Annotated in this window: 16 protein-coding genes and 1 pseudogene; 4 read left to right on the top strand and 13 right to left on the bottom strand. The window is 51.1% G+C overall.

Annotated elements, in window-relative coordinates; translation table 11 throughout:
* Positions 1 to 7: 7 nt before the first annotated feature.
* From OEW58_01125 to OEW58_01095, 7 genes are all read right to left on the bottom strand, one after another.
* On the bottom strand, positions 8 to 1,225 hold the full coding sequence (locus OEW58_01125) for a tryptophan--tRNA ligase (protein MDH5299948.1): 1,218 nt from the start codon (positions 1,223 to 1,225) through the stop codon (positions 8 to 10).
* A 9-nt stretch (positions 1,226 to 1,234) separates the two neighbouring features.
* On the bottom strand, positions 1,235 to 1,891 hold the full coding sequence (locus OEW58_01120) for a site-2 protease family protein (GenBank protein MDH5299947.1): 657 nt from the start codon (positions 1,889 to 1,891) through the stop codon (positions 1,235 to 1,237).
* Positions 1,892 to 1,910: 19 nt separating this feature from the next.
* Positions 1,911 to 2,528 carry an L-threonylcarbamoyladenylate synthase gene (locus tag OEW58_01115; protein MDH5299946.1) on the bottom strand — a complete coding sequence of 206 codons (618 nt, stop codon included), beginning with the start codon at positions 2,526 to 2,528 and terminating at the stop codon, positions 1,911 to 1,913.
* Between the two features lie 29 nt (positions 2,529 to 2,557).
* Entirely contained in the window at positions 2,558 to 3,400 is an 843-nt protein-coding gene (locus OEW58_01110) for a PHP domain-containing protein (protein MDH5299945.1), read from the bottom strand.
* Between the two features lie 3 nt (positions 3,401 to 3,403).
* Positions 3,404 to 3,784, bottom strand: a complete 381-nt coding sequence (gene acpS / locus OEW58_01105; protein ID MDH5299944.1) for a holo-ACP synthase — start codon at positions 3,782 to 3,784, stop codon at positions 3,404 to 3,406.
* Positions 3,781 to 4,518 (bottom strand): pyridoxine 5'-phosphate synthase, encoded by a 738-nt coding sequence (gene pdxJ, locus OEW58_01100; protein MDH5299943.1) that lies wholly within the window; start codon positions 4,516 to 4,518, stop codon positions 3,781 to 3,783. Before pdxJ ends, acpS begins: the two co-directional genes overlap by 4 nt.
* 140 nt (positions 4,519 to 4,658) lie before the next feature.
* A complete protein-coding gene (locus tag OEW58_01095) occupies positions 4,659 to 5,603 on the bottom strand; it encodes a chemotaxis protein (GenBank protein ID MDH5299942.1) in 945 nt (314 codons plus the stop codon).
* Between the two features lie 226 nt (positions 5,604 to 5,829).
* Between OEW58_01095 and mtgA the strand changes: the two genes are divergently transcribed.
* Positions 5,830 to 6,687, top strand: coding sequence for a monofunctional biosynthetic peptidoglycan transglycosylase (mtgA, locus tag OEW58_01090; protein ID MDH5299941.1), 858 nt, complete (start codon positions 5,830 to 5,832; stop codon positions 6,685 to 6,687).
* A 51-nt stretch (positions 6,688 to 6,738) separates the two neighbouring features.
* On the opposite strand, the gene OEW58_01085 is transcribed toward mtgA, so the two are convergent.
* Positions 6,739 to 7,281, bottom strand: a complete 543-nt coding sequence (locus tag OEW58_01085) for a hypothetical protein (protein MDH5299940.1) — start codon at positions 7,279 to 7,281, stop codon at positions 6,739 to 6,741.
* A gap of 283 nt (positions 7,282 to 7,564) precedes the next feature.
* Here OEW58_01085 and OEW58_01080 point away from each other — a divergent pair, with 283 nt between their 5' ends.
* Positions 7,565 to 8,125, top strand: a complete 561-nt coding sequence (locus tag OEW58_01080; protein ID MDH5299939.1) for an NYN domain-containing protein — start codon at positions 7,565 to 7,567, stop codon at positions 8,123 to 8,125.
* Between the two features lie 101 nt (positions 8,126 to 8,226).
* The gene (locus tag OEW58_01075; GenBank protein MDH5299938.1) at positions 8,227 to 8,703 is read left to right on the top strand and encodes an NfeD family protein; all 477 of its coding nucleotides are present in this window, start codon (positions 8,227 to 8,229) and stop codon (positions 8,701 to 8,703) included.
* Between the two features lie 33 nt (positions 8,704 to 8,736).
* Here OEW58_01075 and OEW58_01070 read toward each other — a convergent pair whose 3' ends face one another.
* A complete protein-coding gene (locus OEW58_01070; GenBank protein ID MDH5299937.1) occupies positions 8,737 to 9,147 on the bottom strand; it encodes a hypothetical protein in 411 nt (136 codons plus the stop codon).
* A gap of 198 nt (positions 9,148 to 9,345) precedes the next feature.
* Between OEW58_01070 and OEW58_01065 the strand changes: the two genes are divergently transcribed.
* Positions 9,346 to 9,858: a chemotaxis protein CheW gene (locus OEW58_01065; GenBank protein MDH5299936.1), complete on the top strand. Its 513-nt coding sequence runs from the start codon at positions 9,346 to 9,348 to the stop codon at positions 9,856 to 9,858.
* A gap of 54 nt (positions 9,859 to 9,912) precedes the next feature.
* Here OEW58_01065 and OEW58_01060 read toward each other — a convergent pair.
* From OEW58_01060 to OEW58_01045, 4 genes and pseudogenes are all read right to left on the bottom strand, one after another.
* Positions 9,913 to 10,065, bottom strand: a pseudogene (locus tag OEW58_01060) (NAD(P)/FAD-dependent oxidoreductase).
* Positions 10,066 to 10,086: 21 nt separating this feature from the next.
* Complete coding sequence (locus tag OEW58_01055) at positions 10,087 to 11,061, bottom strand: pentapeptide repeat-containing protein (protein ID MDH5299935.1); 975 nt, start codon at positions 11,059 to 11,061, stop codon at positions 10,087 to 10,089.
* 78 nt (positions 11,062 to 11,139) lie between these two features.
* Complete coding sequence (locus OEW58_01050) at positions 11,140 to 11,403, bottom strand: YkgJ family cysteine cluster protein (protein MDH5299934.1); 264 nt, start codon at positions 11,401 to 11,403, stop codon at positions 11,140 to 11,142.
* A gap of 1 nt (position 11,404) precedes the next feature.
* Positions 11,405 to 12,651: DEAD/DEAH box helicase (locus tag OEW58_01045; GenBank protein ID MDH5299933.1), on the bottom strand; the 1,247-nt coding region annotated here is incomplete at its 5' end.

Genomic DNA, 12,651 nt, shown 5'->3' with positions numbered 1-12,651 from the left:
TGCTCGCTCAACGGTACAACAACCCCATCGCCTGACGAACTTCTTCCAGCGTGTCACGAGCCACATCGCGCGCGGCTTCACAGCCTTCAGCGACAATGTTGCGCACCAGTTTGGGATCTTCCAGGTATTCCTTGGCGCGCTCATGAATCGGCTTGAGTTCTTTGAGCATGCCTTCAACCACGCGCTGCTTGCACTCAATGCAACCAATACCCGCAGTTCGGCAGCCTTCCTGAACCCATTCTTTCACGTCGGTATCGGAATACAGCACATGGAATTGCCAGACCGGACAATTGGCCGGGTCACCTGGGTCAGTGCGACGAACCCGTGCAGGGTCAGTCGGCATAATGCGGACTTTTTTCTCGATCGACTCGGGTTCTTCGCGCAGCGAAATGGTATTGCCGTAGGACTTGGACATTTTTTGTCCATCCAGGCCCGGCACTTTGGACGCGGCCGTCAACAAAGCCTGCGGTTCCGGCAGGATAATCCGACCGCCACCTTCCAGATAACCGAACAGACGCTCACGATCGCCCACAGACAAATTGTGCTGGGATTCGATCAATGCGCGACCGGTTTCCAGTGCAGCTTCGTCGCCCTGTTGCTGGTAGGATTTGCGCAAGTCCGCGTACAGACTGGCGTTTTTGCGCCCCATTTTTTTGATGGCAGCTTCGGCTTTTTCTTCGAAATCTTTTTCGCGGCCGTAGATGTGGTTAAAGCGGCGCGCTACTTCGCGGGTCAGTTCGACGTGCGACATCTGGTCTTCGCCCACCGGCACCAGACCGGCCTTGTAGACCAGGATGTCCGCACTCTGCAGCAAGGGATAGCCCAAAAATCCGTAGGTGGCCAGATCCTTGTCACGCAGTTTTTCCTGTTGGTCTTTGAAGGTTGGAACGCGTTCCAGCCAGCCCAGCGGGGTAATCATCGACAACAGCACATGCAATTCTGCGTGTTCTGGTACGCGTGACTGAATGAAAATCGTGGCATTATTGGGATTTACGCCCGCAGCAAGCCAGTCAATCACCATATCCCAGACGCTGTCCTGGATGATGGCGGGATCTTCATAGTGGGTCGTCAGCGCGTGCCAATCGGCGGCGAAGAAAAAACACTCGTATTCGTGTTGCAACTCAACCCAGTTCTTGAGCACCCCGTGGTAATGCCCCAAATGGAGCTTACCGGTAGTACGCATACCGGACAAAACGCGCTGATGATGACTTGGCACCGGGGTCACAATTCCTCCTTATAAACCCGCCATATGATACAGAACCGTGCGCATCAGGGATACTGGCTCCCCGATTAATGGCGACAAAACGCCCAACGCAAACAATCCCAGTACAATAAATAACCCGTAAGGCTCCAGCCGGCTGAATTTCCAGGCCCAGGGACCGGGCAACAGACTGGTCAAAATACGACCGCCATCCAGCGGCAAAATAGGCAACAAATTCAGCACCATAAGCACCAAATTTATCGAAATGCCAATGTCGGCCATCAAAAACAGGCCATAGGCCATGGAGCCCGGCTGGATATTCATCATCAGCGACAGCTTCATGATGAGCAGCCAAAAAATGGCCATGAGCAAATTGGCCATGGGGCCGGCAACGGCCACCAGCGCAATATCACGGCGGGGATTGCCCAGATTCTCCCAGTTCACCGGTACAGGTTTAGCCCAACCCATCACGGGAGCCCCCATCACCATCAACACCCCAGGCACGAGCAACGTTCCCACCGGGTCAATGTGCTTGATCGGGTTGAGGGTCAATCGCCCCAGCATCTGCGCAGTGCGATCCCCCAACTGCTTGGCCATCCAACCATGCGCCACTTCGTGGACTGTAATGGCGAACAGTACTGGCAGAATGGCAACGGCGATGATTTGAATGGTGGTTAATTGCTCGCCCATGGCTACCTCAAACTTGTTCTCACAGTCCCGCTGGATCGCCCTTGCCGACGCGTATGACCTCCGGCGTCTCCGATGTCAGGTCAACCACGGTTGTTGGCTCCATGCCACAGTATCCGCCGTCAATGACGAGATCCACCTGATTTCCCAAAACATCACGCATTTCGTAAGGGTCAATCATAGGCCATTCTTCACCCGGCAGAATCAGGGTTGATGTCATCAATGGCTCACCCAGGGTCTGTAGCAACGCCAAAGCAATCGGACTATCAGGAATACGCAGGCCAATGGTTTTGCGCTTGGGATGTACCAGTCGACGTGGCACTTCGCCGGTGGCATTCATGATAAACGTGTATGCGCCCGGCGTGACGTTTTTTATCAGACGAAACGCCTGATTATCCAGTTTGGCGTAGGTGCCAATTTCTGCCAGATTACTGCACAGCAAGGTAAAATTATGCTTGCTGTCCACTTTGCGGATTCGCATTATCCGCTCCAGCGCGTGCTTGTCGCCGATGTGACAACCCAGCGCGTAACATGAGTCGGTGGGATAAATGACCACGCCACCGCCACGAATAATCTCTACCGCCTGATTAATCAGTCGTTGCTGCGGATTTTCCGGGTGAATTTGAAAAAACTGACTCATGCGGTTTACGCCACTTCAAAAATAAGGGATTAGTGTGACAGAGACCAGTCGCGCCAGACGGGTTCAGTGCCTTCGGGCAATTGGAGATATGCGCCCAGTTCGATACGTGGATTGCCGGGGCTATGGAAATCCGAGCCAACCGAGGCCAGCAAGTCGTGACGACGAGCACAGCCCGCCATGCGGGCTTTTTCCGCCACGTTATGACTGCTACTCGCCACTTCCATGGCCACGCCGCCGTGTTGTTTAAAATCAGCGATCAGCTCACCCAGCTTGGTGTTGGTCATGTCATAGCGCGCAGGATGAGCGATAACCGCCTGTCCACCCGCTTGCTGAATCCAGTCCAGGGCATCAGGCAAACTGGCCCACTCACCTGCCACATAAGCCTTGCCCTTGCGACCCAGCCATTTTTTGAACACCGACTCCATGTCGGACTCCCGCCCCCGGGCAATAATCAAACGCGCAAAGTGGGTACGGGTGACAGCTTCACAGCCGGCCAGCGCGATGGTATCCGCCAGGGCGTTTTCAAAACCCTGTTTTTCGAGTTTGTGAGCAATGCGTTGTGCGCGAAGTTCGCGTAATTGCCGTAACGAATCCAGGCCCGCGAGCAGACGCTCATTGAAAGGGTCAACATTCAAACCCACGATGTGGATCGTGGTATTGCGCCAGCTCACCGAAATCTCGACGCCGGGGATGAGTTCAATCCCCTGCTCCTTGGCCGCAGCCTGGGCTCTTGCCACACCGGCCACAGTATCGTGATCGGTCAAGGCCAGGACATTCACACCTTTTTCCTGCGCGCGGGCGACCAAATCTTCAGGAGACAACGTGCCATCAGAAAACGTGCTGTGGGCGTGTAGATCGTAACAAAGGGACATAATTTATCTCGATTCCATGACCACGTAGGCAATGGCATATTCCTGCTCATCCGCCAGACTGACGTGTACAGCGGCAACCTGACGCTGCTGAGCAAGTTCTTGAGCTTTCGCAAACAGCGCCACATGAGGACGCCCCAAAGAATCGTTGGCAACGCAAATATGCTTGAGTGACAGCCCGTCGCGGAATCCGGTGCCAAACGCCTTGGCTACCGCCTCCTTGACCGCAAACCGCTTGGCCAGATAGGCTTCCGGGCGGGTAGCTTTGTCGAACTCGGTTAACTCGCCATCGGCCAGAATCCGGGCCGCAAATCGACGCGAATGACGCGCCAAACCGGCAGCGATTCGCGGGATGTGCACGATGTCGGTGCCAATGCCTACGATCAAGCTCTGGCCTCACGCATCAGTTGCTTCATTTCTCTAACCGCCGTCTGCAAGCCAACAAATACCGCTCGAGCAATAATGGCGTGACCGATGTTCAGTTCACGAAATTCCGGCAATTGGGCAATCGGCTTCACGTTGTGGTAATGCAGACCGTGGCCGGCGTTGACATACAAACCCTGGGCGTGGGCAAAACTGGCGGCGGCACGAATGCGCTCAAATTCCTCGCGCTGGGCGTCCCCGGAATATTCGGCGTAATGGCCGGTATGGATTTCGATGACTGGGGCCGCACATGCCACGGCAGCGCGGATTTGTTCTTCGTCGGCAGCGATAAACAACGACGCTCGCGTGCCCACCGCCGCCAGACGACGGCAAGCCTCAGCCACGCGATCAAAATGCCCCACCACGTCCAGACCACCCTCGGTGGTCAACTCTTCACGGCGTTCTGGCACCAAACAGGCTTCCTCGGGGCGGATACGCTCGGCGATGTCCAGCATCTCATCGGTTACGGCCATTTCCAGATTCATGCGGGTCTGGAGAATACCTTTGAGCATCTCCACATCGCGATCTTGAATATGGCGACGGTCTTCACGCAGATGCAGGGTCACGGCATCCGCACCAGCTTGTTCGGCCTCAATTGCCGCCTGGATCGGGTCTGGATAGCGGGTTCCGCGCGCCTGGCGCAGCGTTGCAACGTGGTCAATATTGACGCCAAGCAGCAAATCAGTGGAGAGATTCATTGAGCCTTTACCTTCCGCAGCGACCGGAACAAACAAAATGGGCGGTGAGTTTAGCACAAACCGCCCTTGTCGTCGCCGTCTGGCGCCAGGCAAATCTTTTTTAAATGCCTAATTAGGCAAGCCTAAGCATTTGCTCTGGCTTACTTTTCCAGCAAAGGTTTGATTGCCGCAGCCAGTTCCTTGGGGTCAAATTTGGGTACATAGATGTCCGCCCCGACGTTTTTCCCCATGGCGACATTGGCATCCGCTGACAGCGACGAATGCATCAGCACAGGAACCGTCTGAGTTCGAGGATCATTTTTGATTTTACGGGTAAGCACGTAACCATCCATTTCGGGCATTTCCACGTCAGTCAGAATCGCCTGAATGCGATCGGTGAATTTACCGCCACTCGCCGCCGCTTCCGCGGCAATTTCAGAAATCTTTGCCCAGGCCTCCTTGCCATTGCGCGCAGCGACATACTTCACCCCTAATTTATCCAGGGTCTTCTCGATTTGCTTGCGTGCCATGGAGGAATCATCGGCATAGAGGATGGTAAAGTGCTTCTGCAGCTCTTCAATATCACGGAATTCGTCAATATCACTGCCATGCGACGCGGCTTCAGCAAGGATGCGCTCCACATCCAACACCATGACAATCCGCTTGTCTTGCAGCTCGGTCACCGCGGTCACCAACCCCCCCATGCGGTGCGCCAGCATCGGCGGCGGGACCTTGATTTCGCTCCATTCCATGCGTAGGATATGCTCAACTGAGTGCACCAATAATCCCTGGGTTTGGCGGTTGTATTCGGTCACAATGAGGATGCCCGCCTTGTCTTCCACGTTCATGCCGCAAAACTTCGCTACATTGATCACAGGAACCATTACACCACGCAGACTCACCAGTCCTTCAACCGAAGGCGGCATGTCCGGTGCGTGAGTGATTACCGGCGCGTGCATTACCTCCCTGACCTTGAACACATTTATCCCAAATACCTCTTCACGACCGATGTTTTTGTCAAATCCCAGACTGAACAACAAAACTTCCAAACGGTTTGCGCCCGCCAGTTTCGTGCGTTCATCAACTGATTTAATAAAGGTTTCCATGATTTTACCTTGCTTCGAATATCACCAACGGGTAGCGGCACTTCAACTGTCTATCGACATCCCTACTGCGGCACTAAACGGTTTGCGGCAGGCAAAACTCGCACTATGCCTAAGGTAGTTTTGCATACCCTGTAAAAACAACACTGCATCAGCAAAAATCACGCCGTCGCTTAAGCGGACTCCCCCATTGATCGACATACTCGCGTAGCAATAACTGGAAATTTACATGTCACGAACAAGAACTTCCGCGTCAAAGAGATCGAAATCTCCATCTAAGTTTCGCACTTTGTTCAAGTGGAGCTGGCGCATCGCAATTATCGTTTTATTGATAGATATCGGCTACATGTTGGCCATCTGGCCGGACTGGGAGCGATATGCACAAGGAAGCGTACCAAAATCAAAGTTCATTTTGGACTATGAAGCCAAGAGCCATGCCGACAAATCATTGCCCAAATTACGCTGGCGCCCGGTACGCATTCGGGACATTCCCAAATCCGTCCCGCGCATATTTTTGATTGCTGAGGATGCACGTTTCTACGAGCACGACGGTATTGATACGGACGCTTTCCGTGAGGCCATGGAATACAACTGGGATCAAAAACGTTTTGTATTTGGTGGCAGCACAATTTCGCAACAAACCGTGAAAAACATGTTTTTAAGCCCCTCCCGTGATCCATTGCGCAAATGGCATGAGCTAGTTTTTACCTTTTTCATGGAAAACGAATTGAGCAAACGCCGCATACTTGAGCTTTACCTGAACGTCGCAGAGTTTGGCGAAGGCATTTATGGTATAGAGGCCGCATCACGTCGCTATTATGGCAAGTCGGCCAGCGCATTAACCCAGGAACAAGCCGCTGAATTGGCAGCCACCCTACCTGCGCCCAAGAAACATAATCCGGCAACACGAACCAAGTTTTTCAACAAAAAGAAAAACAAAATAATGCGTAATGCCCGTATAGGCATGGAGCAACCAGCAAAACAACAAACAGAACTAACGGAGCAAACTGAGCAAGTTATTGAACAACAAACTGAACAGACAATTGAGCAACAAATAGAGCAACCAACAGAGCAGCCAGTAGAATAAAAAAACGGCCCATAATGGGCCGTTTTATTTTGTTTCTGCAACAATTACTCGTTAAAACGCATAACCGACTTTAACTGCCCAGCGTGTGTTATCAGCATCTACATCAGGTGCATCAGGATCAGCAGGACTGGTTGTCTGCATGCGCCACTCAGCACCGACAAACACAGGCAAACCGGTGTAATGAACGCTGGCGCCAATCTGGAAACCTAACTGATCGGGAATGTCATCGCTGAGCATGTATCCAAAACCTACTCCACCACCCACTTCCAAATCATCAGCCACTTTAACCACATAGTGAGGATTGATTTCGATATTGGTTACTGCTGCACCGCTTTCATCCCAGGTAGTAATACTGGCCTGCTGGCGAATACGATTGGTGGGTGGCTGCAACAATGGGCAGTTCAGTGACATCTCCACGCCTGTGATCGCACCGGATGTGCCATCAATATCCATGCTGCCGTACAAAACAGAGGCGATGGGCTCTGCTTTATACCCTTCTTTTGAACCCGCTAAAAATGTCCAACCTTCAGCCAATGCACTCTGAGAAACTCCGGCTGACGCGACTAATGCCACCACTAACCATTTTTTTTTCATTGCTTTCTCCTATCGGTTGTTACAAGTTTAGACAAACCCCACTGAATGTAACGCTATACTCACTCAATTGCAAACGCCCAACAGCCCATTATATCCATTTGCACATGCACACTTTGATTAATGTCAACATTTAATCTCTTCGCTTCCAACAAGCAAACGTAGCGACAATCATCTATCGTCATCACCTCTTCTTTCGAGAAACAAGTCTTTTATTTCCCAAGGAGTTGTCACTATAATGAACGCCTATTTTGCTGTTATTAACCAACGGAACACTATATAGATTATGAAAGACCAATACTCACGTAATAATACACGTCCAACCGATCACGTCACTATCAGCCAATCCGTCGCCATTTTGGTCGATGGCAACAATATCGAGCGTAGCATTCACGACGAAACCGGCGATCCACAAACCATGCTGAATTTCGATACGCTGATTCCCACGCTATTAGACAATCGGGGCTTAAACCGCTTAATTTATTTCCGCGAAGGCAAAAGCATTTCTTCCAAGCTACAAGAACGGTTGCATTTGTTCTATCACGGTTCTGTGCGGCCTTGTCACAAAAATGCGGATATACCTTTAACCATTAAGGCGATGCAGCTGGCCAGTAAAGTTGACACCATTATCATCATGTCAGGTGATTCTGATTTCATTGAACTGGTCAGACACCTGAAATCCGAAGGCGTCCGCGTTGAAATTGCTGCCATCCCTAGCTCTACGTCAGGCATGCTCGTCGAAGAAGCAGATCACTTCCATCGCATTGGCCGTGAATACTGGTTTACATTACGCCCCAAACACAGCATTAATACCGAGTCTAAATCAATCGCACCTACCACCGCCTAATTCACTACGCGGCAGCCAATTGGCCACCGCGTAGTTCTTGAAACAGGTCGATTTTGTTGATAGTTTTCTGCCAGTGATGGTTTTCCTAGGAAACACAGCGTATGGATTTTTCCCGGTTACAAGAATTTGAACTGCTTGCCTGGCACTGGTGGGCAATAGCCCTAATATTTGTCGTTCTGGAAGCGTTAATTCCCTCTGGCATTTTTGTGGGTATTGCGGTATCCGGCGCAATTACTGGCGCAATAAAAATTAATTTCCCGGCACTTTCCTGGGAAGCTCAACTGGGTATTTTTGCCACCATTACTGTGGTAGTTACCTTCATCTGGCGCAAGATTTTCAAGGTCAGCGAAGCCGAAAACCAGGACATTGCCACCAAGGGCAAAGCGCGCGCCCAAGTGGGTAAAGAATTTGTTTTGAAATTACCTTTGCAAAATGGATTTGGTGAAGCAGAACTAGATGACATTAGCTGGGAACTCAAAGGTCCTGATACCAAAGCAGGCAAGAGAGTGCGTGTTGTTGGAGTCGATGGCTCTATTCTGGTTGTCTACCCACTACCCGAAAAGAAAAAGGAGACTTAGAGTCTCCTTTTTCGTGTGTGCTTTGCCACGAAATCAAGCAATGCCCGCATAATTTTCCCAGTCATCGTCATTTTCCCACTCGGCGGCTTCGTGATACAGGTGCCCAGACAAATTGTCCAGTGGCAACGTTGCGACAATGAGATCATTCTCACTCAGTATAAATGAGCCTTTTTCATCATCCTGACTGTCTCGCATAAAACCGATATGCAACGACATATACTCCGACAATAAGGATTTTGCCAGAGCAATAGCAACCCCATTCACTTCGACACAAAACCCACTAACCCACTGAGAAGGCACCACCGAAAAATAGGTTTTTGAGTCTTTCTGGCGCTCCAGCAAAAACGACAAAGGGTGCTTCAGCTCAGATTTTAGCTGCAGCAGCTTCTTAGCTGCCTCTTCGGTAACCACCAGTTGTGGAAAAAAGTAGCCCTTGCTTTTCATTCCGTCCCCCTTTGTCAATTAGGTCCGTATCAAGTGTATCGTCTATTTGTGACAGAATTTTGACACTTCAAGATTAAAATATCCTTTATAAGGCTTAGTGTTAGCATCACAGTCTAAAGAAACGGGTGAAAAAGACGCCAAACTGGGAGGCAAAGACAATCAAACAGCCGATTTTCCCTACCTTGGGGAGTAATTGAGATGGACGCAGCACATACGAAAAACATTGATTCCCTGACCGATCACGTCAATCAATACCTTACTTTTATGCTTGGAAATGAAGAGTACGGAGTTGAAATTTTGCGGGTCCAGGAGGTTAAAGGCTGGGAAGCGGTCAGAAGCATTCCAAATCTACCGTCGTACATCAAGGGAGTTATTAATCTGCGAGGTCAGGTAATTCCCATTATCTGCTTGCGAGAACGTCTGGGAATGCCCCTCAACAGCAAAACAGGCACAACCGTTGTCATTGTGCTTCGCGTACAGACAGAAACAGACCAGTCCATCATTGGCATCGTTGCCGACGCTGTATCCGAAGTGTATAACATTGAGGAATCGATGATGCAGCCAACACCCAATCTGGGAAGTGGCGTTGATGTCAGTTTTATTCGCGCAGTCGCCACCATGAATGAAAAAATGGTAGTACTACTGGAGATTGACAAGCTTTTGCAAAACGCAGTTCCCGCCGCGACTCAACAGGCGTTAAACGCAAAATAAAATTGCCGTGGCATGCCGGAAATTCAGCAATGCCATGGACTTTTGGGGTACGGTTTATTTCGTATCTTCCAAACGGTCGATACCCAGCGTGCAAAGAATATGTTTCTCGAATAAAGGCTCAGAGCTGTTACTGATAAAGTATTTTTCAAACACCACCTTCGCCAGGTGAACCCACTTCCCTCTCTTGAACCAGCTCACATTACGCGGCAACCGCCGAAATAATTCGAGCTAACGGGTCATTTTTTTCACGAAAACCACGACGAATATCGCTGTTGAAAAAGTGCCAACAAATGCTTCAATCGCTGCAACCAAGCGACTATAACCGATGGGCGTAATATCGCCGTATCCCAGCGTGGTAAATGTAACAATGCTGTAATACACGCATTGCGCGAAATCGTATAACGCCATATCGATATTGGCCGCATTCGCCATCGCAATCGGTTTACCGCCTTCGGTTACACCGAGCATCCAGTACAGCAGCGCACAGCCGAATATCATCACCATTGACGACAGCACCACATTCAACGGCTTTTCGCCATAGCCGCAGATCAGATCCACAGTTTTTGACAAAAACCGCCGCACCGACCACTTGGTCATTTGCATTCTGCGTGCAACCATTTCGTGATAAAAAAACAGCCCGGCCTGATCAAACAAACCATGCTGTTCCGCCAGCTTGCGCACATGGCGATATATTTCTTCGCATTCTTCAAACAGATCGGTAGCCAGTTTGATGTTGCCATTGTCCAGCGCCTGTCGCGCCTGCTGCTCTTGCAACAGACAATCGCCCCAGTTGACGTGTTCAATTTTGGCGCCAAATAAATTGATGCCCAGCAAATTTACATTTTCCAAATCAGCGTAATGCAAATTTGCGTGGGACAAGTTGGCTTTCATCAAGGATGCGCCGTACAAATTCAGTTTGAATAGATGACTATGCTGCAGATCGGCTCGATAGAGGTCGGCATACGACATATCCAGACCCTGCTTGTGGTGGTGATTGACCAAATCAATTTCGGCCAAATTCGCGTGGCGTAACTTAAAGCCCGACATGGATGCGCCACTGCGTGCGTATTCCTGCAACCGCTGACGCCACTGCTCGCCCCTTTTCTCGACGCTGTCATCGTGCCAGCAGCACAAACCATTGTGCTCGGCCTCATTGCCGCAGGCAATGCCCTTAGGATTACGATAGCTGCATAGCTGACTCATCTTCAGTTTCCACTAAATGCTTCCTTAGTATTTCAGTGTAAACGAGAAATTCTTTAGCCCACAGAGGCAGAGGTAAAGTTATTCGATGTGGCAGGTGGTCAATTGCTCAAGCTGTTGCAAGCGGTGCAGCGCCTGCTGCTTATTCTCACCACAAAATTCGTGGCTGGCTGCATAGCTGATACAGATAGCCGGACGTTGAGTCTGACCAAAGACGAGACAATAGTTTTGAGGATCGAGCTGAACACAGCGTACACCGGCGGGTTTCCCCGCCGGCATACCTGGAATGGGAGAACTGATCGACGGTGCAATACAACACGCGCCGCAGCCCTCCCGGCATTGCATATTAGGCAGTCGCGCCGCGACGCGGGCTGCCGTGGCCGCCACCTTGTGGACGACGTGTTTGGTCAGCACTACGGCCTTTCCAACCACCGCCCGCACCAGGCTTGGCACTGTTACCACGGTAATTACCGCCGCCCTTGCCTTTACCTTTGGCAAATGGCTTGCCGCGAGAAAAACCGGGTTCAGGCTTCACAGGCTCCAGGCCAGGCACGATTTCGCGAGCCAGCTTGCTGCCAGTCAGACGCTCGATGCCACGCAGTTTCGACCAATCATCTGGACCAACCAGAGAAATGGCGATACCCGTTGCGCCGCCACGACCGGTACGGCCAATGCGGTGAATGTAATCTTCAGCTACCATCGGCAGATCAAAGTTGATTACGTGCGAAATACCTTTGATGTCCAGACCGCGCGCTGCTACGTCAGTAGCAACCAGCAGACGATGCTTGCCCATACGCATGTTTTCAACCGTACGACGACGTACGTGCTGACTCATGTCGCCGTGCAATGCTGCAACCTGATGACCTTGTTCAGCCAAATTCTGCGCCAGCATATCCGCGCCTTGTTTGGTCGCAGTAAAAATAACCGCCTGTCCTAAGTCATCATTTTGCAGGAAGTGACGCAGCAAACGATGTTTGTGGCTAATGTCATCGGCCTGGTGAACATGTTGCGTAATCGACGCATGGACCGATTGCGAAGACACCTGCTGAATACGCACAGGATCTTTCATCAACGAACGAGCGATGTTATCAACGCGACCTTCCAGAGTCGCAGAGAACAACAGCGTTTGACGTTGTGCAGGCATGGCTGCCGCGATTTCACGCACTTCATCAACAAATCCCATGTCGAGCATGCGATCGGCTTCATCCAGAATCAGCATTTCAATGCGGGAAAAATCAATGCGGCCGCGTTCCATATGGTCTTTCAGACGACCTGGTGTAGCAACCAGGATGTCCTGCGGCTTGGCCAGCATGCGAATTTGTGGTGGGTATGGCACGCCGCCAACCAGGCTGCCGGAAAACACACGGCTAAAGCGGCTGAACAGGCGAATGTTATCCGTAACCTGGGTAGCCAGTTCACGGGTCGGGGTCAACACCAGTACGCGCGGGCCATTGCCCGGTTTACGCGCCCAGCGGGTCAATAATTCTAATGCGGGCAGTACAAACGCTGCAGTTTTGCCCGTTCCGGTTTGCGCGGATGCCATCAGATCGCGGCCTTCCAGTACTACTGGAATCGCTTCACTCTGGATAGCTG

Source organism: Gammaproteobacteria bacterium, from assembly GCA_029884425.1.
GTDB lineage: Bacteria > Pseudomonadota > Gammaproteobacteria > S012-40 > S012-40 > JAOUHV01.
Note: the sequence above shows the minus strand (reverse complement) of the source record. Positions and strands in the feature narration are given on the sequence as shown.